22 protein-coding genes and 1 pseudogene are annotated in these 22,848 nt (G+C 53.7%); 16 read left to right on the plus strand and 7 right to left on the minus strand.

Going from position 1 to position 22,848, the window contains the following annotated elements:
- The first annotated feature begins 2 nt into the window (after positions 1-2).
- The 7 genes from CLV80_RS02940 (at position 3) to ureG (ending at position 4,420) form a co-directional block, all read left to right on the plus strand.
- Positions 3-305, plus strand: a complete 303-nt coding sequence (locus CLV80_RS02940; RefSeq protein ID WP_106354662.1) for an urease subunit gamma — start codon at positions 3-5, stop codon at positions 303-305.
- Positions 306-345: 40 nt separating this feature from the next.
- Positions 346-651 carry an urease subunit beta gene (locus CLV80_RS02945; protein WP_106354664.1) on the plus strand — a complete coding sequence of 102 codons (306 nt, stop codon included), beginning with the start codon at positions 346-348 and terminating at the stop codon, positions 649-651.
- Between the two features lies 1 nt (position 652).
- Positions 653-2,413 (plus strand): urease subunit alpha, encoded by a 1,761-nt coding sequence (gene ureC / locus CLV80_RS02950; protein WP_106354666.1) that lies wholly within the window; start codon positions 653-655, stop codon positions 2,411-2,413.
- Positions 2,414-2,509: 96 nt separating this feature from the next.
- Complete coding sequence (locus CLV80_RS18375; protein WP_165793308.1) at positions 2,510-2,647, plus strand: hypothetical protein; 138 nt, start codon at positions 2,510-2,512, stop codon at positions 2,645-2,647.
- Between the two features lie 61 nt (positions 2,648-2,708).
- The gene (locus tag CLV80_RS02955; protein WP_106354669.1) at positions 2,709-3,167 is read left to right on the plus strand and encodes an urease accessory protein UreE; all 459 of its coding nucleotides are present in this window, start codon (positions 2,709-2,711) and stop codon (positions 3,165-3,167) included.
- Positions 3,115-3,792, plus strand: a complete 678-nt coding sequence (locus CLV80_RS02960) for an urease accessory protein UreF (RefSeq protein WP_243394383.1) — start codon at positions 3,115-3,117, stop codon at positions 3,790-3,792. Before CLV80_RS02955 ends, CLV80_RS02960 begins: the two co-directional genes overlap by 53 nt.
- Positions 3,793-3,808: 16 nt before the next feature.
- On the plus strand, positions 3,809-4,420 hold the full coding sequence (ureG, locus tag CLV80_RS02965) for an urease accessory protein UreG (RefSeq protein WP_106354673.1): 612 nt from the start codon (positions 3,809-3,811) through the stop codon (positions 4,418-4,420).
- Here ureG and CLV80_RS02970 read toward each other — a convergent pair.
- Together CLV80_RS02970 and CLV80_RS02975 are read right to left on the minus strand one after the other, a co-directional pair.
- A complete protein-coding gene (locus CLV80_RS02970; RefSeq protein WP_133169738.1) occupies positions 4,389-5,081 on the minus strand; it encodes a hypothetical protein in 693 nt (230 codons plus the stop codon). The two genes, ureG and CLV80_RS02970, sit on opposite strands and share 32 nt — an antisense overlap.
- A 53-nt stretch (positions 5,082-5,134) precedes the next feature.
- Positions 5,135-5,599, minus strand: a complete 465-nt coding sequence (locus CLV80_RS02975) for a YdcF family protein (RefSeq protein WP_106354679.1) — start codon at positions 5,597-5,599, stop codon at positions 5,135-5,137.
- Between the two features lie 204 nt (positions 5,600-5,803).
- Here CLV80_RS02975 and acs point away from each other — a divergent pair, with 204 nt between their 5' ends.
- Positions 5,804-7,762, plus strand: a complete 1,959-nt coding sequence (acs, locus tag CLV80_RS02980; protein ID WP_106354681.1) for an acetate--CoA ligase — start codon at positions 5,804-5,806, stop codon at positions 7,760-7,762.
- 86 nt (positions 7,763-7,848) lie between these two features.
- Here acs and CLV80_RS18790 read toward each other — a convergent pair.
- Positions 7,849-8,654 (minus strand): annotated as a pseudogene (locus tag CLV80_RS18790) (M90 family metallopeptidase).
- A gap of 37 nt (positions 8,655-8,691) precedes the next feature.
- Positions 8,692-9,975 carry a mechanosensitive ion channel family protein gene (locus CLV80_RS02990; RefSeq protein ID WP_106355329.1) on the minus strand — a complete coding sequence of 428 codons (1,284 nt, stop codon included), beginning with the start codon at positions 9,973-9,975 and terminating at the stop codon, positions 8,692-8,694.
- A 348-nt stretch (positions 9,976-10,323) separates the two neighbouring features.
- Between CLV80_RS02990 and leuC the strand changes: the two genes are divergently transcribed.
- The 4 genes from leuC (at position 10,324) to CLV80_RS03010 (ending at position 14,483) form a co-directional block, all read left to right on the plus strand.
- The gene (gene leuC / locus CLV80_RS02995; protein WP_106354683.1) at positions 10,324-11,730 is read left to right on the plus strand and encodes a 3-isopropylmalate dehydratase large subunit; all 1,407 of its coding nucleotides are present in this window, start codon (positions 10,324-10,326) and stop codon (positions 11,728-11,730) included.
- On the plus strand, positions 11,730-12,335 hold the full coding sequence (gene leuD / locus CLV80_RS03000; protein ID WP_106354685.1) for a 3-isopropylmalate dehydratase small subunit: 606 nt from the start codon (positions 11,730-11,732) through the stop codon (positions 12,333-12,335). Before leuC ends, leuD begins: the two co-directional genes overlap by 1 nt.
- A gap of 334 nt (positions 12,336-12,669) precedes the next feature.
- On the plus strand, positions 12,670-13,509 hold the full coding sequence (locus tag CLV80_RS03005; protein ID WP_243394387.1) for a hypothetical protein: 840 nt from the start codon (positions 12,670-12,672) through the stop codon (positions 13,507-13,509).
- Between the two features lie 101 nt (positions 13,510-13,610).
- Positions 13,611-14,483: an endonuclease/exonuclease/phosphatase family protein gene (locus CLV80_RS03010; protein WP_375342187.1), complete on the plus strand. Its 873-nt coding sequence runs from the start codon at positions 13,611-13,613 to the stop codon at positions 14,481-14,483.
- Here CLV80_RS03010 and CLV80_RS03015 read toward each other — a convergent pair.
- Positions 14,418-15,329, minus strand: coding sequence for a Rossmann-fold NAD(P)-binding domain-containing protein (locus CLV80_RS03015; protein ID WP_106355336.1), 912 nt, complete (start codon positions 15,327-15,329; stop codon positions 14,418-14,420). The two genes, CLV80_RS03010 and CLV80_RS03015, sit on opposite strands and share 66 nt — an antisense overlap.
- A gap of 89 nt (positions 15,330-15,418) precedes the next feature.
- Here CLV80_RS03015 and CLV80_RS03020 point away from each other — a divergent pair, with 89 nt between their 5' ends.
- The 3 genes from CLV80_RS03020 (at position 15,419) to CLV80_RS03030 (ending at position 18,604) form a co-directional block, all read left to right on the plus strand.
- Positions 15,419-16,315 (plus strand): LysR family transcriptional regulator, encoded by an 897-nt coding sequence (locus CLV80_RS03020; protein ID WP_106354687.1) that lies wholly within the window; start codon positions 15,419-15,421, stop codon positions 16,313-16,315.
- Positions 16,316-16,372: 57 nt separating this feature from the next.
- Positions 16,373-17,476, plus strand: coding sequence for a 3-isopropylmalate dehydrogenase (gene leuB / locus CLV80_RS03025; protein WP_106354689.1), 1,104 nt, complete (start codon positions 16,373-16,375; stop codon positions 17,474-17,476).
- 153 nt (positions 17,477-17,629) lie between these two features.
- Positions 17,630-18,604, plus strand: a complete 975-nt coding sequence (locus tag CLV80_RS03030; protein ID WP_106354691.1) for a DMT family transporter — start codon at positions 17,630-17,632, stop codon at positions 18,602-18,604.
- Positions 18,605-18,606: 2 nt separating this feature from the next.
- Here CLV80_RS03030 and CLV80_RS03035 read toward each other — a convergent pair whose 3' ends face one another.
- Positions 18,607-20,226 carry an FMN-binding glutamate synthase family protein gene (locus tag CLV80_RS03035; protein WP_106354693.1) on the minus strand — a complete coding sequence of 540 codons (1,620 nt, stop codon included), beginning with the start codon at positions 20,224-20,226 and terminating at the stop codon, positions 18,607-18,609.
- A 73-nt stretch (positions 20,227-20,299) separates the two neighbouring features.
- Complete coding sequence (locus CLV80_RS03040; protein ID WP_106354695.1) at positions 20,300-21,109, minus strand: division plane positioning ATPase MipZ; 810 nt, start codon at positions 21,107-21,109, stop codon at positions 20,300-20,302.
- Between the two features lie 412 nt (positions 21,110-21,521).
- Here CLV80_RS03040 and CLV80_RS03045 point away from each other — a divergent pair, with 412 nt between their 5' ends.
- Positions 21,522-22,835, plus strand: a complete 1,314-nt coding sequence (locus CLV80_RS03045; protein ID WP_106354697.1) for a DEAD/DEAH box helicase — start codon at positions 21,522-21,524, stop codon at positions 22,833-22,835.
- Positions 22,836-22,848: the final 13 nt, after the last annotated feature.

Below are 22,848 nucleotides of genomic sequence, written 5' to 3' on the forward strand. Positions count from 1 at the left end.
CCATGCAACTAACCCCCCGTGAAAAAGACAAGCTGTTGATTGCTATGGCTGCTGAAGTCGCGCGTAAGCGGCTCGCCCGTGGTGTAAAGCTGAACTATCCCGAAGCAATCGCGTTGATTACCGACGCTGTCGTCGAAGGCGCACGCGATGGTCGGTCAGTTGCTGACATGATGCAGGCAGGCGCGCAAGTGATCACCCGCGATCAGGTTATGGATGGCATCGCCGAAATGATCCACGAAGTGCAGGTCGAGGCGACCTTTCCTGACGGTACCAAGCTGGTGACCGTGCACGACCCGATCCGTTGATTTTTGAGTATTTATAGCAAGATGATGAGGGGATTGTACGATGAAGCCCGGTGAATTGATTGTCGCAGATGGCGAAATTACGTTGAACGCAGGCGCAGAGGTTACTGTGATGGAAGTGGCCAACACGGGCGACCGCCCAGTGCAGGTTGGATCGCATTTCCATTTTGCGGAAACGAACCCTGCCTTGGATTTTGATCGTTACGCGGCTTACGGGCTGCGGCTTGATATTGCCGCCGGAACGGCCGTGCGGTTTGAACCGGGACAACGCCGTGAGGTTTCTTTGATACCGATGTCCGGCGCACGTCGCGTGTATGGATTTAATGCCAAAGTGATGGGGGACCTTTAGGATGCCAGCGACAATTTCACGCCGCGATTATGCTGCAATGTTCGGCCCCACTGTGGGCGATAAGGTTCGGCTAGCCGATACCGATTTGATCATAGAGGTCGAGCGTGATCTGACCGCTGAATATGCAGGGGCGGCCAGCACTGGTGGTTCCGGCAGCAATGCTATGCTTTATGGCGAGGAGGTTAAGTTCGGCGGCGGCAAGGTCATTCGTGATGGTATGGGGCAAAGTCAGGCGACCCGCGCTGAGGGTGCCGTTGATACGGTTATTACCAATGCCCTGATCGTTGACTGGACCGGGATCCTTAAGGCGGACGTCGGTCTTAAGGATGGTCGCATCGTTAAGATCGGTAAGGCCGGCAATCCTGATACCCAGCCTGGCGTTGATATCATCGTTGGTCCGGGTACCGAGGCAATCGCTGGCGAGGGGCGCATTCTGACCGCTGGCGGTATCGACAGTCATATCCACTTTATCTGTCCGCAACAGATCGAAGACGCGCTGCATTCTGGTCTGACGACTATGATCGGCGGCGGCACTGGCCCTGCGCATGGGACATTGGCCACGACATGTACGCCGGGACCTTGGCATCTTGGGCGTATGATGCAATCGGCGGATGCGTTTCCGATGAACCTTGCTTTTGCGGGTAAGGGGAATGCGTCACTGCCTGCTGCGCTGGAAGAGCAAGTGTTGGGCGGTGCGTCTTGTCTGAAGCTGCATGAAGACTGGGGAACGACCCCAGCTGCGATTGATAACTGTCTGTCTGTGGCTGATGCGATGGACGTGCAGGTGATGATCCATACGGATACGCTGAATGAATCTGGGTTTGTTGAGAATACCGTTGGCGCCATGAAGGGCCGCACGATCCATGCTTTCCACACAGAAGGTGCAGGTGGCGGGCACGCGCCCGATATTATCAAGATTTGTGGCGAAGCACATGTGTTGCCATCATCCACAAACCCAACACGCCCGTTCACCGTGAACACGGTAGATGAACACCTCGATATGCTGATGGTTTGCCATCACTTGGATAAATCAATCCCGGAAGACGTTGCCTTTGCCGAAAGCCGCATCCGCCGCGAAACGATTGCCGCCGAAGATATCCTGCACGATATGGGGGCGTTTTCGATTATTGCATCTGACAGTCAGGCCATGGGCCGCGTTGGTGAAGTGTTGATCCGTACGTGGCAGACCGCTGATAAAATGAAAAAGCAGCGCGGCGCGTTGAAAGAGGAAACCGGCGACAACGACAACGTACGGGTCCGCCGCTATATCGCGAAATACACCATCAACCCGGCCATCGCGCATGGGATTTCGGCGCATGTCGGATCGATTGAAGAAGGCAAACGTGCTGATCTAGTGTTGTGGAATCCGGCGTTCTTTGGCGTGAAGCCCGAGATGATCTTGATGGGTGGCACCATTGTCGCCGCGCAAATGGGTGATCCAAACGCGTCAATCCCGACGCCTCAGCCAGTTTATACGCGACCGATGTTTGGGGCATATGGGCGGTCGGTTGAAAACTCTGCCGTCACATTTGTGAGCGCTGCTGCCCAAGACGCTGGGTTGCGCGATAAGCTGGGGTTGGCGAAACAGACCTTGGCCGTCACGAATACCAGGAATATCGGCAAGAAAGACCTTAAGCTGAACGATGCTATGCCGCATATGGAGGTGAATCCTGAAACCTACGAAGTGCGTGCGGATGGAGAGTTGCTGACATGCGAACCCGCCAAAGAATTGCCGATGGCACAACGGTATTTTCTTTTCTGATGGATATGACGTGGCGTTCAAAGGGCTTGATTGCTGCGATGCAGCATTATAGGTTTGTTGCAGGGAGGAAAGACATCGCTTTTGACGAGGCTCAATATGACTTTCCAGACGAACAACACTCTTATCACAAACCGCGAAATGATCATCGAATTGGCCAAAGTGGCTGTTCGGGAAATCTTTCTTCTACCAGCAACCGTCGTGCGTGCGGTACGTCGCATCGCGGCGAAGCGCTAAAAACACGCTTCCCTCTGGCGAATGCTGGGGGGATAGCCCTGCGAAATCCTATAGGTGCGCCATGACAGCCAAGGCGCATCAAACACATGCCCATGCGCATGGGGCTGTGGCAGGTACGGTTAGTTTGACCTATGACGCACGACTGTTGCGTCGTAAGCGGTTGACCACTGACGCGGGTGAACCGTTCCTGGTGGACTTGCCGCAGACGACATCGGTGAATGCGGGCGAGGTTTTCCTGCTCGAAGATGGTCGTCAGATTACTGTTGCCGCTGCTGACGAACCGCTGATGCGGGTCACTGGCGACCTTGTTCGGCTTGCATGGCATATCGGTAACCGGCATGCGCCTTGCGCGGTTTTGCCTGATGCGTTGGTGGTGCAGCGCGAAAAGGTGATGCGCGCGATGCTGGAACAGTTGGGCGCGACTGTTACCGATTTCGACGGCCCCTTTACCCCAGAAGGCGGTGCCTATGGGCACGGCCGGACTATGGGGCACGATCACAGCCATTCCCATGAACACTGAACACCTGCTGACACTGACCCAGTGGCTTTCGCCTGCCTATCCTATCGGCGCATTTGCGTGGTCGCATGGGTTAGAGCGTGCTGTGCAACGCGGTGATGTGGCCAATGCGGCTGGGTTGGCGGATTGGCTGGATGCTGTGTTAACCCAAGGGGCTGGCCGGTCTGATGCAATTTTGCTGTGCGCGGCACATGGTGCCGATGATGTGGAACCTGTTGCTGAATTAGCGGCAGCGCTTTCGCCTTCGCGGGAACGAAGGATGGAGACCTTGCAGCAGGGTGCAGCATTCGCTTCAACGACACGTGCAGTTTGGGCGCTGGACCTGCCGGATATGGCCTATCCCGTGGCCGTTGGCCGTGCTGCGGCACTTATGGGATTGCCGGTTGTTCCGACAGCGCAGGTTTGGTTGCAAAGCTTTGCCAGCAATCTGATGCAGGCAGCCCAACGACTGATGCCATTGGGGCAAACCGAAGGGCAGCGTATTTTGGCGGGCTTGCTGCCTGTCTGCGCTGCGATCGGCGAAGAAGCCGCGCAATCCACTTTGGATGATATCAGCACGGCCAGCTTCGCTGTTGATATTGCGTCGATGCAGCATGCGGACCAGTATCCTCGCATATTCCGATCATAAGAAAGATGGAGCAAGAATGATGTCACCGCATGGACCATTGCGCGTTGGAATTGGTGGGCCTGTTGGCGCGGGTAAGACGACGCTGACAGCGGCGCTTGCGCGTGCGCTAAAGGATCAGGTTAGCCTTGGGGTGATTACGAACGACATCTACACCCAAGAAGACGCCGAAGCGCTGATGCGGATGCAAATCCTGCCCGCTGACCGCGTGATGGGTGTTGAAACGGGTGGTTGTCCGCATACTGCGATCCGAGAGGACGCGTCCATCAACCTCGCTGCAATTGCTGAAATGCGTGCGCGACACGATGATCTTGAACTGGTGCTTATTGAAAGCGGCGGTGACAATCTGTCTGCGACATTCAGCCCGGAGCTGGCCGATGTAACGATCTATGTTATCGACGTTGCCGCTGGCGAAGAAATCCCGCGCAAGGGTGGCCCCGCGATCACACGTTCCGATATTCTAGTTATCAACAAAACCGATCTGGCACCGCATGTTGGCGCATCGTTGGGCGTGATGGCGACGGATGCCGCGCGGATGCGTGGGGATCTTCCCGTTGTTTTTGCGAGCCTGCGCCATGAAAAGGGCGTCGATGTAGTGATTAGTCTTCTGCGCGAAATTGGGGGATTGTAGCGGTCGACCACAGGTCCAGCTTAAGCGCTGATCCGCGGTCGCCGGTTAATGCTTTCACCGCGCCAAGGCTGATCGAATACTTTTCATTTATATGGAAGATCAGCGAAGGGTTCACTTTGGCATAGGTGTCATCGTCATACCCTTGCCCGGTTTGCAGTTGGGACACGACTGTCCAACGATCACTTAGATGATGCCCCCATGTGAAATCTGCTTTGGACCGAAAAACCTGATCTATGTCGCCGTAAGTGGCGCTGGTATCAATCGCGAGCCAGCCTTGATCTAGCCCGCGCCCCCAAGACACGCCGCCGCGCGTCAGGTGCTCTGCAGGGTTAAGTGGGTCCACCCGGCCACCCAAGCCAATATGTGCGGACCACGTGTTGGGCGCGATAGGTTCGCCTATTGGAAAGCTCGCAAAAAACACCGCAGCTTGAATGCGTCCCTGATCGGCCGTGTGATAATCGACGCCAAGGGTGACAAGGCCGTTTAGGCCATATTCGGCATAGAATGTCGGGTCATAGTTCACCGGAAGTTTTGCGCCTTCCGATAGTAAAAAGTTTCCGCCACTTGCTGTGAAAATCTGTCTGTGTTCACGGCTCCATGGTCCGGCGTCCGCAAGGGATGCCGAACAGAGAAAACATAAACAGGCAATAAGAAACCGCATCAATTCATCCAGTCAGATGTCTGCAGTCTGCGTTACGGATAGTTAATACTGCGTTAAGGCTGGCGCGGGGTCTTTCGCAGTTTGATCGCGTAAGCAGGCAGCGCGATTGCTTCGCGCAGGTGTTGCTTAAGATGGCTCCGGGTGGGCCGCGGGCTCGATACAATCGCATTGAACCCGAAATGTCGGGCGACCATGGCAGCGCGGCGCGCGTGATACCTGTCAGTTACAATTATGACATCACGACCAGTCAGTAATTCCCGCGCATTGCGAATATTTTCTAAGGTCGTGGTCGATTGGTCCTCTGGCAGGATGCAGTCGGGGCTAACGCCGTGATGCTCAAGAAGGGTTTTCATCAGCGCCGCCTCGGTCGGGGGGTAAACCCCCAGTCCACCACATGGGATGATGATGGGTGCCTGACGATCAAGCCAAAGGCTGGCCGCGTGTAAGGTGCGTCGGCGCAAGGCAGGTGACGGGCCATCTTTCCAAACAGCAGCGCCCAGAACAATTATCGCGTCCATTTTGATGCGCCTCATTCCATGTGTTTTGTAGGCTTTGTAAAAAACCTAACAAAATTCACGCCTCGCGGGTGTTAAGATTGACAAATTGCGCATTGGCTTAGCGCGACGGCTTGGATTCCTAATCATTCTGATCATGATATGCCTCGGAGGAGGCCAACAGTTTCTTAGCTGGGCCCAAACGACACGTCAAAGGGGGGAGAGACCATGACCGATCAAACATCCAAGATGTATCCGCCATCTGCCGAAATGGCCGCTGCAGCGCATGCTGACAAGGCAACATATGACGCGATGTACGCACAGTCGATTTCTGACCCCGAAGGTTTCTGGGCTGAGCACGGCAAGTGCGTTGACTGGATCAAGCCTTTTACGAAGGTTAAAAATACGAGCTTTGCTCCCGGCAATGTCGACATCAAATGGTTCGAAGACGGCACACTGAACGTCACCGCAAACTGTATCGACCGCCATTTGGAAACCCGTGGTGATCAAACGGCGATTATCTGGGAGCCAGATAGCGTTGACGATGAAGCGCAGCACATCACGTACAAGCAATTGCACGAACGCACCTGCAAAATGGCAAATGTCCTAAAAGAATTGGGCGTGACCAAAGGCGACCGCGTCGTGCTTTACCTGCCAATGATCCCAGAGGCTGCCTATGCGATGCTGGCCTGTGCGCGTATTGGTGCGATCCACTCGATCGTATTCGCTGGCTTCTCTGCCGAGGCCTTGGGCGCACGAGTAAACGCATGCGACGCAAAGGTCGTTATCACATCTGACGGCGCACCACGTGGTGGCCGTGTGACGAACCTTAAAGATAGCGTGAACCAAGCGCTTCTAAATGACTTTGACGAAGTGAAATGCTTGGTCGTGAAGCGTACTGGCCAGCAGATTGCATGGCGTCCTGAGGGCGATTACTGGCTGCACGAGATGGAAGAAAAGGTCAGCGCCGACTGTCCGCCCGAAGAAATGAACGCTGAAGATCCGCTGTTCATTCTTTACACATCCGGTTCGACTGGTCAGCCAAAGGGTGTTGTGCATTCGACTGGTGGCTACATCGTCTATGCATCGATGACCCATCAATACACATTCGACTATCATGATGGTGATGTGTTCTGGTGTACTGCCGACGTGGGCTGGGTCACTGGGCACAGCTATATCGTCTATGGCCCGCTCGCCAACGGCGCGACCACTGTGATGTTCGAAGGTGTGCCAACATATCCAGATGCAGGTCGCTTCTGGGCCGTCTGCGAAAAGCACAAAGTCAACCAATTCTACACTGCGCCAACTGCCATTCGTGCGCTGATGGGGCAGGGGACTGAATTTGTTGAAAAATACGATCTCTCTGACCTCAAAGTTCTGGGCACAGTGGGCGAGCCTATCAACCCAGAAGCTTGGAACTGGTACAACGATGTCGTCGGCAAAGGCACCGTGCCAATCGTCGATACATGGTGGCAGACCGAAACTGGTGGTCACCTGCTGACCCCACTACCGGGTGCAACTGCGACCAAGCCGGGTTCAGCAACGCTACCGTTCTTCGGTGTTCAACCTGTGATCCTTGAGCCAACCTCTGGCGAAGAAATCCACGATACGGCCGCCGAAGGTGTGCTGTGTATCAAAGACAGCTGGCCTGCACAGATGCGCACCGTTTGGGGTGACCATGAACGGTTCGAGAAGACCTATTTCAGTGACTACAAAGGTTATTACTTTACCGGTGACGGCTGTAAGCGCGATGATGATGGTTACTACTGGATCACTGGTCGTGTTGATGACGTGATCAACGTATCCGGGCACCGCATGGGCACCGCCGAAGTCGAAAGCGCACTCGTGGCCCACGCAAAGGTCGCCGAAGCTGCTGTTGTTGGCTATCCGCACGCAATCAAAGGGCAGGGCATCTATGCCTACGTCACTTTGATGACAGGTGAAGAGCCAACACCAGAGCTGCGCAAGGAGCTTGAGGTTTGGGTGCGTTCCGAGATTGGTCCAATTGCTAAGCCTGACTTGATCCAATGGGCGCCGGGTCTTCCAAAGACACGTTCAGGTAAAATCATGCGCCGCATCCTGCGCAAAATCGCCGAAGACGATTTTGGTGCGCTGGGCGATACATCCACATTGGCCGACCCGTCCGTGGTCGATGACCTAATCGAAAACCGGATGAACAAAGGCTAAGGTTTTACTTAACTGATAGAAAAGGCCGCGCAACTCACTTGCGCTGCCTTTTTTATATGTGGGTTAATTTGCACGACAGTTGCTTATCACCATTCTGCTGGGTTTAGCTTCAGTAACTCAGCTATTTGCGCATAGAGTTCGGGTTCCTCTTTTTGTAGCTGTACGGGTTTCTCAAAAAAGACTTCGACGGCCACAGCGAAAAATTCTTGGTGGTTTTCTGCGCCGTAGGCGTCGAGCACGGTTTTGCGTCCACGTTCCACATTTTGAAGGTGGCGCTCGTATGATTTTAGAAACACGCGTTCCCATTGCGCAAAGCTTTGGGTTTTCTTGAGTAGAGGAACGCCGTTTGTGTTTCCGGATAGATCATCAAGCTGGTGTGCGAATTCATGCAAGACGACATTGTGTCCGTCATATTCATTTTCAGCACCCGCTGGGAGTGTTCCCAAGATAGAATGACAGGGCCACGTGACCAGCTTTCGCCATATCGTACGACTTCTTCTTGCTGAACGACAAAGCCATCGTGCGTGGTCGTGATCGACTTAAATGCACTGGGGTACACAAGAATTGTCCGAAGGTTTTTGTACCAATCGTCACTATTAACGATAAGCAGACATGCTTGGGCCGCAATCGAAAGCCGCATTTTTTCGGACACCTCGAGCCCATTGCAGCCGCTAATATCGACTTGATGTAAAAAGAGCCTGATTTTTCCTTCAAGCTTGGCTGTCAGTTGAGGAGGAAGCCGCCGTATCAGCGGGACTTGTTCCACAACGATCTTACGTTCGCTATCTGAGAGGCCCGCTTTCAGTAGCCGCTGTCGAAGCTTCTGTTTTTGCCAGATTCGATAAGATAGAGCGCAGGCTGCAAGAGCCATGAGAGTTAAGAGAATTGGCATGTTTATTTCAAATGTTTCGTATGTTGGTTTTTATTGCTTAGGCGCTCGGCAGAGACCTATCAGCTTCTTTGCTGACATTTTCAGCCTCCAACATCTTTACCTCTCGCTGTGGGAACGGAATGCTGATGTCGTGTTCTTGGAATGCGTCCCAAAGCGCGAGAAAGACATTTCCGCGAATGTTGGTCAGGCCGCCGGTGGGGTCGGAAATCCAAAACCGTAGGATGTAATCAACGGAACTGTCGCCAAAGCCGACGATATGGCAGACGGTGGGGCGGCTGGTCAGAACGCGGTCGACGCTTTGTGCGGCCTCAATTGCGATGCGGCGGACATCATGTGGGTTGTCTGTGTAGGATGTACCAAAATTGATATCCAGCCGCACAAATTCGTTTGAATGTGACCAGTTCACCACTTGGCCAGTAATGAGGTCTTCGTTCGGGATCAGGTATTCTTTGCCGTCACGGGTAACGACAGATACGTAGCGCGCGCCAAGCGCGTTAATCCAACCAAAGGTTTCACCAAGGCTAATCACATCGCCGGGTTTGATGGATTTATCCAGTAAGATAATCACACCAGACACAAGGTTCGATACGACCTTTTGCAGGCCGAAACCAAGACCAACACCAATCGCACCGGACAAAACAGCAAGCCCGGTTAGATCAATCCCCAGTGCGCGAACGCCTAGATAAAACGCCATGCCATAGAATGCGATTTGTACGGCCTTAACGATCAGCACTTGCATGGATGGGCTAATGTCAGCGTTGTTACGTACACGGTTGGAGGTGGTTTTGGTCAGAAACCGTGCAAGACTAATCAGTACGCCAAGGATGACCAGTGATTGCACCAGCAATAATAGAGAGAACCGGATATCGCCAATCTGAAATCCTGCGCTATCGAGTAGTTGTTCAGCGTCTTCTACAAGGTCAAGAACGTATAGCGTCACGTAGGTCCACGCGCTCCAGCGCACAGTTTTGCGCAAGACGGGGCTTTTAATCAGGCGCGTGGCAAAAACGACAACCAGCCAAGCAAAGGCGAGTGTCCCTACGATACTGAGAAGATAGCTGCGGCTATTCCACGTCGCTTCGCGCATGATTAATATGGTGATCCAGATGAGTGCGACGAAAAAAATCGCACGGAGGCGTTGATGCACGATCACAAGCACGCGCATGCGCCACTTTGGCCAGTTTTCACGCGCGGCCATCCATGCACGAATACGTGGTCCAAGTACGGCACGCAGGATATGTGCTAGTACAAACAGGCCAATCGCAATGCCGATCTGATACAGGTTCCAAGGACGCACAAACATATCTGCGTACTTGCTCATGAAATCGACAAAACGCGTACCCAAAGAAATCACCTGATCAATTTGGTTGTCAACGGAAACGCCGTTTGCCACCTGTGCTAAGCGATTATGATATGCCATGCGTTCCTGCTAAATCTCTGAAACCCCAGATTACATGGGCGATAAACACAAGCAAGTGCTGTACTGCCCCTTGCGGGACTCGGTTCAGGGGTATAAATGACCCGCTATGAAACGGGTTTTTGATATGGACGATCGCGCACGACTGCCTTGGCGGTTCTATTCTGCGATCTGTACGCTTCTCGCGCGGGGATAAGGCCGCCAGCCTTTCCGCTCGCCTACTCATCATCACATTTTATACGGGAGAGGACCATGTCCCCCAAAACGCTCTATGACAAAATCTGGGATGCGCATGTCGCGCACGAAGCAGAAGACGGCACTTGTTTGCTGTATATCGACCGCCATCTGGTTCACGAAGTAACCAGCCCACAGGCATTCGAAGGCCTGCGTATGGCCGGGCGAACCGTGCGCGCGCCTGATAAAACCATCGCTGTGCCGGATCACAACGTGCCAACCACGCTCGACCGCGCGAATGCATCCACGATGACCGAAGACAGCCGTGTTCAGGTTGCCGCGCTTGACACGAACGCCAAAGAATTCGGCCTGCACTACTACCCCGTATCTGACGTTCGTCAGGGTGTTGTGCATATCGTTGGCCCCGAGCAGGGCTGGACATTGCCCGGTATGACCGTTGTTTGCGGCGATAGCCATACAGCGACACACGGCGCGTTTGGTTCATTGGCGCACGGTATCGGTACTTCTGAGGTTGAGCACGTTCTCGCGACCCAGACCTTGATCCAGAAAAAATCGAAAAACATGAAGGTCGAAATCACCGGTAAACTTGCCCCCGGTGTGACCGCAAAAGACATCACCATGGCTGTTATCGGCGAAACTGGTACTGCTGGCGGTACAGGTTACGTGATCGAATACTGTGGTGAAGCAATTCAAAGCCTTTCTATGGAAGGCCGTATGACCGTCTGTAACATGGCGATTGAAGGCGGCGCACGCGCTGGCCTGATCGCGCCAGACGAAACGACATACGCCTACTGCAAAGGCCGTCCGCATGCACCGAAAGGTGATGAATGGGACGCCGCACTGGAATACTGGAAAACGCTCTTCACAGACGAAGGTGCGCATTTCGACAAAGTGCTGACAATCCGCGGCGAAGACATCGCGCCACTTGTGACTTGGGGCACATCGCCAGAAGACGTACTGCCGATCACTGCAGTCGTTCCAGACCCAAACAGCTTTACAGGTGGTAAAGTCGGCGCGGTTCAGCGTTCAATCGAATACATGGGTTTGGAAGTTGGACAAAAACTGTCTGACATCAAAATCGACACTGTTTTCATCGGGTCTTGCACAAATGGCCGTATCGAAGACTTCCGTGCCGCAGCAGCGGTTCTGAAAGGCAAAAAGATCAAGGAAGGGATGCGCGCAATGGTCGTTCCCGGCTCTGGTCTGGTCCGTGCGCAAGCCGAAGAAGAAGGCATCGCCCAAATCTTTATCGATGCGGGTTTTGAATGGCGCCTTGCTGGTTGTTCCATGTGTCTAGCGATGAACCCAGACCAATTGGCGCCGGGTGAACGTTGTGCATCTACTTCGAACCGTAACTTCGAAGGTCGCCAGGGTTACCAGGGGCGTACGCACCTGATGTCTCCAGCTATGGCTGCAGCAGCAGCAATCACCGGTCACCTGACTGATATCCGGGAGATGAACTAATGGAAAAGTTCAATAAACTTAGCGGTATTGCCGCCCCTTTGCCGTTGGTGAATATCGACACCGATATGATCATTCCAAAGCAGTTTCTGAAAACGATTAAGCGGTCGGGCCTTGGCGCGAACCTGTTTGATGAAATGCGCTTTGATCGTGAAGGTAACGAAATCGCAGATTTCGTTTTGAACAAGCCGCAGTACCGCGATGCGCAAATTCTTGTTGCTGGCGATAACTTTGGTTGCGGTTCATCACGTGAACACGCGCCCTGGGCGATTGCCGACTTCGGGATTACCTGTGTGATCGCGTCGTCATTCGCGGACATCTTCTACAACAACTGTTTCAAAAACGGCATTCTGCCGATTGCGCTGCCGCAAGAACAGGTCGACGTATTGATGAAAGATGCTGAAAAAGGGTCGAATGCCCGGATCGAAATCGATCTTGAGGCGCAGACAATCACGTCTTCTGATGGAGAGGTGTTCAGCTTTGAAGTTGATGAATTTAAAAAACACTGCCTCCTGAACGGTTTGGATGACATCGGTCTGTCACTCGAAAAGGTTGCCTCAATTGATAGCTTTGAGGCAAAGGCTGCCGCTGAACGTCCTTGGGCCTAAGCTAGTCTAATATCTAATAGGACAGGCCGCACTGCTGTGCGGCCTGTTTCATTTAATGATAAACTTGTCGAAAATTTTGTGATCTAATTTCAGCAGCGTGACAGGTTGTAACAAGTACAGTACACTATTTAGCAATACATTCGATGCAGCAGTGGTTCGTCCGATGTGATCGAAGGGATGCAACTGCGCCAGTACCATAGTCGTCGTTTAGGTATTCGCTGTTTTATAGTATGTTATCGAGTTGCAGCGGCACGCATATGTTCGCCCAGCATTTCACTGTTGAAATGCAAAGAAACCTAGACCGCCTGTCGGTATGTATGGGGATTGTTGTAGAGTGTCTGATCGTCTGCCCGGAGCAATAGTGCGCGCAATTATGGTCGTGTTTCTGGTTGTTATGCCGGCGGTAATCCTGCCGCGTGAGACGCACGAAAGCCTTCAGATTGTCGTGTTATTCGCAATTTTTGCCGCTATCTTTACGTTGGTCGAATACAGTGCCGCGAGCCCAACATTGGTCGAGTTCAGGGATGCGCCGCCCTTTAATCGCGTCCGGTTTTCAACGTTGTTTGCGACGGTGCTGTGCCTGTCGATGATTTTTCGCGGCTATGTGTCACCTTCGGCATTTACCGAATTATTTCAGAAAAGCGGGTCTAGTATTGGAGAGGCTATCGATTTTCCGTATTCTCCTGTCCGACTTATGGTTTTGATGTTGCCGCAGGACGCCGTACCTGAAGTCGTTCAGCGTGTACGCGATGCTGCAGGACTTAGCTATCTGGTGTCAATTTTCGCTATTCTTTGGTTTATTATTGTTTTGCGGTTGCAGCACTGGCCGCGCCGCGAGGGGCCATTTAATGTTTGGGTAAATTTGCCGACGTTTGATGCTGCTGCGGGCGGGGATGTTGTTGATCGCCTCGAACGTGATGGCCGCGTTAACGTAATTTTAGGATTTTTGCTGCCCTTTCTTGTTCCAGCATTACTTAAACTATGCGCGGTGTTTGGAATGCCCGTCCAACTGGATGATATGCATATGTTGATTTGGACTGTGACAGCATGGGCGTTCTTGCCGGCAAGTATATTAATGCGTGGTGTCGCGCTCAGTCGTGTGGCGCAGATGATAAAACAGCAACGGAAAGTCGCATACGAACGCGCGGTTTCAGATGGTGCTTATGTTGTCTAATTGCTGTTACGTTTCCGGGCGTCATTCAGGCTGAAACATACCGTATCGCAACATTTGCTGCGCCGCTTAGCCGCGCCGGGCCCGGCTTACTTCTTCGGGACCTGCAAAAGGATAATGATGATGAAATTTCTGCCATTGTTGCGGTGATTAATGACGCTTCACCTGATGTCTTACTGCTGACGGATTTCGACTATGATTTGAATGGTTTTGCGTTGAAAAGCTTTTCCCAAATCTTAGACGGCCCCTATCCCTATATTTATTCCGCGCAGCCCAATGCAGGCGTGCCAACAGGGCTGGATATTGACGGGAATGGTCGATTGGGCGAAGCCAGAGATGCGCAGGGATACGGAGAGTTCTCTGGCGACGGCGGTATGGCGATACTTTCGCGATTTCCATTTGGAGATGTGACGGATCTTTCCGATTTGCTGTGGCAGGACGTTCCTGGGGCCGTTTTGCCTCCGATGGAGCCAGAAGCGGCTGCGGTACAGCGACTTTCGTCGACGAACCATTGGATGGTTCCGATTGCATTGCCTAATAATGACCTTCACTTGATGGCATATTCAGCGACCCCGCCCGTTTTTGATGGCCCAGAGGATCGCAATGGGCTGCGTAATCGCGATGAGCTAATGCTTTGGACTGCGGTGCTGGACGGCGCGTTCGGTCAGGCGCCAGATAGCTTCGTGATCATAGGGAACGCAAACCTAGACCCGCAGGCGGGCGACGGCATGCGGGTGGCGATGGGCGAATTTCTTGGCGATCCACGTTTGCAAGACCCACTGCCGGGGATCGCTACAGCTTATTGGCCTCACCTGCCTGAACTTGGTGAATTGCGCGTTAGCTATGTGTTACCTTCACAAGATTGGGTGGTGACAGGTGCTCAGGTAATGCGCCCGGCACCTGAGCAGCCATCACAGAGTGATGACAGTATGGCCGTCGGACCGCACCGGCTTGTTTGGGTAGATATCAGTCGGTAACCCAGCCAACATCACGGTTTTCAAATCGGTCGGTTGGAAGTCGGGTAAAATCCGGTTGAATTTGGCGGCGGAAATCGTGTGTGGCATTGAATAAAGGTAGCGCATTTCCGACATTTCGCGACCCAGTTCCCAAATCGGGGAAAAAAGCCGCATCGCCCACCAAGGAAACGAAGTGTACTTGAGGTGATAACCAAGATGGTTTTCCAGACAGTGTTTGAGCGTCTCATTCGTGAACGCATGGCCGGGAAACGGAATATCGTTAAATTGACTAAGTTCATGTCGACGCTCCGCCAACATCAGGGCCGCGCGCGCCCAATCTGGGGTATAGCAATATGCCTGCATGGCCTTCGGGTTGCCGACATTGACCAATTGGCGCTTGCGGATGCGACGCAGACTACCCACGCTCATGAAATCGCCGTTACCGTTGGGGTCAATGAAGTTTCCCGCACGTAGCATAATGACCTGCACCCCCGATGACGCATAAGTCTGCTCCATTGTCACCCTGATCTTGCCTTTCCTAGTGTTTGGAGTTTGTAAGGTGTTTTCATCAAATGTGCCGGGCTGATTGCCGAAATTATAGATGCTTGCAGGTAGAATGACAGTCGCACCACTGGCCTTGGCAGCGTCGATCACCTGTGCCGTAATCTGCGGGATGAGGGTTTTCCAGTCATGGTAAAGCGGAGGATTTAGCCCGTTGATGATGACATCGGCACCCATTGCGACACGTGTCATGTCGTCAGTTTTTCTGTTGAAGTGGCGAACGGACCAGCCTGCCTGTTTAAAGGCAACCGCCGCGTGACTGCCGATTTTTCCCGCGGCGCCGAGGATAAGAACTGTTTTGGTCATTGTGATCTCCTTTGGTTGTGGTTCAAAGGTGATCTGTTCGTATGTGAAAATGAATTGCCTGAATGTGCAGGTCATGTATTCATTTTTGAATGGATATTCGTCTGTCAGATTTAGATTGGTCGCTCGTGCAGGCGTTTCTTGCGGTGGCCGAGGGGGGCAGCCTATCTGCCGCAGCGCGCGCTTTGGGGGCAAGCCAGCCCACGCTAGGACGCCAGATTAGAACCTTGGAGACACAGTTAAAGGCGGATTTGTTTCACCGCCAACCGCGCGGGTTTACCTTGACGCAGACAGGTGCAGAGTTGGTTGCGCCAGCCCGGACAATGCGCGACGCGATGCAGCAGATTGCGTTGACGGCCGCTGGGCAGCAGGCCAGCCTAGCAGGTGCTGTGCGTATTTCGGCCAGTGTTGCTGTCGCGGCGGATCATATGCCTGCGATCATTGCCCGTATTCGCACCGAAGAGCCCGAGATCGAAATTGAACTTGTGCCAACCGACGACAGTCAAAACTTGCTTTACCGCGAGGCTGACATTGCGGTGCGGATGTACCGGCCGACGCAGCTCGATTTGGTAACGAAACACTTGGGTGATCTTGAATTAGGGACATACGCGGCTGGGTCCTATTTGAAACGGCGGGGAATGCCGCGGACCTTAGACGAAATGATGACCCATGATTTTGTTGGCTACGATCGAAGCCAGATGATTATCGACGGTTTTCGCGCGGCCGGGATCAATGTAGGTCCTGAGTTTTTTAAAACACGCTGCGATCATCACGTAACCTATTGGGAATTGGTGCGCGCAGGCTGTGGTATCGGTTTTGCACAGGCCGTAGTGGGGGACAATGATCCAGCGGTCGAACGGGTGAAGTTAGGCTTTCCGCTGCCATCGTTACCCATTTGGCTAACAGCACACGAGGCAATGCGCCAAACCCCACGTATTCGGCGCGTTTGGGATATGCTTGAGGACGGTCTGCGCCCCTTGGTATCTTGAACCTTTGGCCTTGGCAGGCTAGGCCGTTGACAACATTTTCAACCAAGGACCAGACATATGGCAAACCCCTCCCTTTTGATCCTCGCCGGTGACGGCATCGGCCCCGAAGTCATGGACGAGGTAAAGCGGATTATTGGCTGGTTCGGCGATAAGCGTGGCGTTTCTTTTGACGTGTCCGAAGACCTTGTTGGTGGCGCGGCCTATGACAAGCACGGCGTTCCATTGCATGACGACACGATGGCAAAAGCCCAAGAAGTAGACGCCGTACTGCTGGGCGCTGTTGGCGGCCCAAAGTACGATGATCTGGATTTCAGCGTAAAGCCGGAGCGTGGCCTGCTGCGTCTTCGCAAAGAAATGGACCTGTTCGCAAACCTGCGTCCTGCGCAGTGTTTTGACGCGCTTGCAGATTTCTCTTCTTTGAAGAAAGAATTGGTTGCCGGTCTGGATATCATGATCGTCCGTGAACTTACCTCAGGTGTTTATTTCGGTGAACCACGCGGTATTCACATGGAAGATAACATGCGCGTGGGCATCAACACCCAGCGTTACACAGAAGCCGAGATCGAACGTGGTGCACGTGCAGCGTTTGAACTGGCGATGAAGCGCGACAAGCGTCTGTGTTCCATGGAAAAAGCAAACGTAATGGAATCCGGCATTTTGTGGCGCGATGTTGTCACCGAAGTGCATGCGGATTACCCAGAGGTAGAACTGTCCCATATGTACGCCGACAACGGTGCGATGCAGTTGGTGCGTGCGCCAAAGCAGTTCGATGTGATCTACACAGACAACCTGTTCGGCGACATCCTGTCGGATTGTGCGGCGATGTTGACTGGTTCTCTGGGCATGTTGCCATCAGCCAGCCTTGGCGTGCCAATGGAAAATGGTCGTCCGAAAGCAATGTACGAACCGGTACACGGCTCTGCGCCTGACATCACGGGCCAAGGCAAAGCCAACCCAATCGCGTGCATTTTATCGTTCGCAATGGCGCTGCGCTATTCGTTCGACATGGGCGGAGAGGCTGACCGCCTTGAGGCGGCTATCGAGGCGGTTCTGGCAGACGGCGCACGTACTGGCGACCTGATGGGGCCAGAAGGCGGCACACCACTGTCCACAACAGAAATGGGTGATGTCATTTTGGCTGCGCTGGACGCGTCACTGTAAACAAATTTTTATCGCATCCTGCCTAGGGTGCGATCCAGAAACATCATGATGCCCGTGGGTGCCTGATCAGTGTCTTTAAATTGGCCGTTGATCTTGACACCTGCGGGCTATCGTTTTTTGTCAGTATGTAGCTAAATCAACGAAAGACCGGATATGTCACCCAACGCAAAAGGCGCTATGTTTGCTTTGACTGCTTTTGCTGTCTTTGCCACGCATGATGTGATCATCAAGATTTTGGGCGCGACGTATTCGCCGTTTCAGATCGTGTTCTTTAGCGTTTTGCTAAGCTTCCCACTAGCCACTGTTATGCTGATGCGTGACGCAAAGCCGGGTACATTGGTGCCTGTGCACCCTTGGTGGATGGCTTTGCGTACGGCGGCAGCAACAGTGACAGGTGTTGCGGCGTTCTATGCGTTCTCTGTGCTGCCGCTGGCGCAGGTTTATGCGATCTTGTTTGCGACGCCGCTTTTAATCACTGTGCTTGCGATCCCGGTCTTGGGTGAAACCGTGCGATTGCGCCGCTGGATTGCGGTTTTGGTTGGCCTTGTTGGCGTTATGGTCGTGTTGCGACCGGGGCAGACCCCGCTGACTGGTGGTCATCTTGCAGCACTTGCATCTGCGGTGTGCGGTGCGATTGCATCGATTGTCGTGCGTAAAATTGGATCAGAGGAGCGCCCTGTCGTGATGCTGATCTATCCGATGGTTGCTAACTTTGTACTGATGGGCTGCGCGCTACCGTTCGTTTATGAGCCGATGCCGATTACGCATCTGGGAATGCTGGGTGTGATCGCCTTGTTTGCATGGATCGCTAGCTTTCTGGTTATTCTTGCTTATCAGGCGGGCGAGGCCGCAATCATCGCGCCGATGCAGTACAGCCAGATCATTTGGGCCACGATTTTCGGGATGCTGTTCTTTGACGAAACGATGGATTTGTTCACGGGTGTAGGTGCGACGATTATCATCGCAAGCGGCCTTTATATCGTGTTGCGCGAAAGCAAAGGGACGTCACAGAACACACCAGTTCTACGAAATCGGTCCCGCACTGTTACCAGTGCAGAACCGCGTGTCAGCCTGTTTATGCGTGTGCTGGGACAAACCCCGCCACGGCAGGAAGAAACTACCGAGTAAGCCTATGTGCGGGCTTCTGGCGGGGCAAAGCTGTCGGCTGATGCCCGTGCCCAGCGTTCTTTATAGACGATGTGTTCGTCGCCATCTTCAAGCAAGAAGCCAATCGGTAGATAGTTGTAGACATCGTTGGCTTCGGTCATCTGCCCGTCACCACGACGCGTCATAAAGTGATAGGGTAGGAAACCACTGGGGTCGTTCAGCCCTGCAGCGCCGGCGATTTCGCCAAGCGCCTTAAGCGTGTTCGCATGGAACCGCGCGACCCGTTGGCTTTTGTTTTCGACGTTCAGTGCCTTTTGGCGCAGTGGATCTTGGGTCGCGACGCCCACAGGGCAGTGGTTCGTGTGGCAGGCTTGGGCCTGAATGCAACCGATCGAGAACATGTATCCACGCGCCGAGTTGCACCAATCTGCGCCTAATGACAGCGCGCGAGCAATATCAAAGGCACTGACCAGTTTACCGGCGGCACCGACTTTTACGTGGTCACGGATGCCAGCGCCCCGCAGCGTATTGTGCACAAATGTCAGACCTTCGATCATTGGCATCCCGACGTGGTTTGCGAATTCCAGCGGCGCTGCACCTGTGCCGCCTTCGGTCCCATCGACCACGATGAAATCGGGGATGACCCCCGTTTCCAGCATTGCCTTGACCATGCACATGAATTCACGGCGGTGGCCAATGCATAGCTTGAAACCAACGGGTTTACCGCCCGACAGATCACGCAGTTGCGCGATGAAACGCATCAGCTGTCGTGGTGAGGAAAACGCGCTGTGGGCAGCGGGTGAAACGCAATCCACACCCATTGGAATATGGCGTGCCTCTGCAATTTCTTCCGTAATCTTTGACGCAGGTAGCATCCCACCATGACCGGGCTTAGCGCCTTGGCTAAGTTTTAGTTCGATCATCTTGACCTGATCGTCTGCGGCTTGCTCTGCGAATTTTTCGGGGCTGAATGTGCCATCATCATTGCGACACCCAAAATAGCCCGACCCAATTTCATAGATCAGGTCGCCGCCCGGTTCGCGGTGATAGCGGCTGATGCCTCCTTCGCCCGTGTCTTGAGCAAATCCACCAAGTTTGGCACCTGTGTTCAGGGCCTTGATCGCATTTGCAGATAACGATCCAAAGCTCATCGCTGAGATGTTGTAAAGCGACGCGCTGTAGGGCTTCTTGCAGTCTGGACCGCCGATCATAACGCGAAAATCGGTGTCCGAGAAATGGACCGGTTGAACCGAGTGCGTGAGCCACGAATAACCGGCCTCGTACACTTTTTCTTGGGTACCAAACGGGCGCTTATCTTCGGCACCTTTTGCACGCTGATACACCAACGAACGCTGTTCGCGGCTGAACGGCTGTTCGTCTTGATCGTTCTCAATCAGGTATTGGCGAATTTCGGGGCGGATTGCCTCAAACAGGAAACGCAGATGACCCAAAACCGGGTAGTTGCGCAGAATCGAATGACGGGTTTGCCGCATGTCGCGGATTCCGACAATTGTCAGAATTGCGAACGCAAAGAATGGAAAGATCACCCAAGTATACCAGAAGGATAATAGCAGGGTGACAACCGCCATAACCGTAACAAACAAGAACGTACTGTAACGTTCCAACGACAACAAATCCCGCATGATGGCTCCTCTTTGCTTTCGCGACATGCTTAGGCTGCTAAGCTACGTCGCGAAAGGGGGTCGCATCAACTGGTTAAAAATTAGGTGTCACGCCCGGCAGTTCAAGCGACTTGATAAGTTCGCGTAGTTCTTGGCGGGCGGCAACATTAGAAATGTTCATGCCTTTGACGCCAATGTCACGCAGGTCCAACAGGGTCAGGCCACGTGGGAACAGTTCGCGGAAAATCACTCGCTCGTTAAAGCCCGGGGCGGTCCGGAAACCGACGCGCTTGGCCAGTTTCGTGATCGCGCGCTGCATCTTTTCTTTGTTGACCATCGCCTGCGCACCCATCCGGTTGCGGACAACAACCCAGTCAATCGGTTTCAGTCCTGCCTGCGCCCGCAATTGCCGCGCGTTCCAGACCATTTCTGAATAAACAGATGGGCCGGTGATTTCTTCGCCGTCGCTATCGACATGAGCGAGCAGATCAAAATCGATAAAGCTATCGTTCAACGGCGTAATCAGCGTGTCGGCAAGGCTGTGTGCGACTTGGCTAAGCCGGGTGTGCGAGCCAGGGCAGTCGATCAGGATAAAGTCGTTGTCGGCTTCCATCTCTGACACGGCCATCGAAAGGCGGTGATCAAAGGCGTTTTCGCCGGGCTTTAGGCTTGTCTGATCGATCTCAGGAAGCTCATGATAGCTGGGCGAGGGAAGGTCGAGCCCTTTTTCCGCAAGAAAGTTCGCGCGATTTACGATATAGCGCCCAAGCGTCTTTTGCCGTAGGTCAAGGTCAAGTGTCCCAACCCGATGTCCCATCCGTGCAAGCGCTGTCGCGACATGCATTGATACGGTCGACTTGCCCGCGCCGCCTTTTTCGTTACCCACAACAATGATATGTGCCACGCAATCTATCCCTACAGAATGTGCTTTGGCACACTATATGGTGTGGTGCCCCCAAGGGGAAGTGATCGGCCCGTCGATACTGCGTTTATTTCGCATTTGCGTGCCACTGACGATACACCCGGCAGAGTGACGTAGCTGTCACCTTGACAATTTGTTCGGAAAGGCGCATGTGCAACCCAACCGATGCAAGCTGCCGCGTGAGCAGAGCGTGACCGAAGGTCAATCGCAAGGCATCGCTTAACTCTCAGGTTCCCACATCACGCAGGGGTCCCGCGCCAAATCGGCGCCCGGACAATGCGGTTCTGGCTGTCAGCATATGGCGCAACCTTGCTTTGGGTTCATGGCGCTGTGCCGTGAGCCTTACCGTATGCGCAGGCCTGATCGCCTGCTAAATAGACAGGATATCCAATAAATGGATTTTGATATGCTGGGGCTCGCGCCCCGCCTTGTGAACGTTCTGAAAGAACAAGGGATCACCGATCCCACCCCAATTCAAACCCAAGCCATCCCGCACGCCATGAATGGCCGCGACGTGATGGGGCTTGCCCAAACTGGTACTGGTAAAACCGCTGCCTTTGGTCTGCCGATGATCAACGCACTGATGAAGGCTGGCGTTAAACCAAGCCCGAAAACAGCACGCGGTCTGATCCTTGCGCCAACACGCGAGTTGGCCAAACAGATTTCTGAAAACCTGACTGCTTATACCAAAGGTAGCCACCTGAAAGTGGCGCTTGTGGTTGGTGGTGCCGGGATTTCTGCACAATCGAAACGTCTAGCAGGCGGTGTTGACCTATTGGTTGCGACGCCGGGCCGTTTGATTGATTTGATCGATCGTCGCGCCGTGCGTTTGGACGAAACAATTTATCTGGTATTGGACGAAGCCGACCAAATGCTCGACATGGGCTTTATCCATGCGTTGCGTCAGATCGCACCGTTGTTGGCCAAGGATCGCCAAACAATGATGTTCTCGGCAACGATGCCAAAGCTGATGGCGGAATTGGCATCCACATACCTTAAGGACGCAGTACGCGTTCAAGTGAACCCTCCAGGGCAGGCTGCGAAAAAGATCGCGCAATCGGTGCACTTTGTGGCCCAAGCTGCCAAGACTGACTTGCTGATCGAACTGCTTGATAAGCACCGCGATGAGCTGGCACTGGTGTTCGGTCGCACGAAACATGGCTGTGAGAAGCTGTATAAAGTGCTGGAAAACAAAGGCTTTGCTGCGGCGTCTATCCACGGCAACAAAAGCCAAGGCCAACGTGATCGTGCGATCACGGCGTTTAAGGCCGGTAAGGTCCGCGTTCTGGTCGCAACAGATGTGGCCGCGCGCGGGATCGATATTCCCGATGTGCGTCACGTGTACAACTACGATATGCCAAACGTTGCAGACAACTATGTTCACCGGATTGGCCGGACGGCGCGTGCTGGCGCCGAAGGCTGCGCCGTTGCGCTGGTCGCTCCTGACGAAATGATCGAATTGCAGGACATCGAAAAGGTGATGAAGGAAACAATTCCTGTCGCCTCTGGGCGTCCGTGGGAAATCAAACCCGGTCAGAAAAAACGCCCCAACGGTGGCGGTGGCGGCGGTCGTCGTGGAGGCGGTGGTGGCCGTCACGCGTCTGGCGGCAAGCCCGGCGGAGGTAAGCCCAGTGGCGGTGGCAAACCCGGCGGCGGGCGTCGTCGCGGTGGCGGCGGTGGTCGTTCGCGCGCAGCTGCGTCTGCATAAGTAAAATACGCCG

Source organism: Yoonia maritima, from assembly GCF_003003285.1.
GTDB lineage: Bacteria > Pseudomonadota > Alphaproteobacteria > Rhodobacterales > Rhodobacteraceae > Yoonia > Yoonia maritima.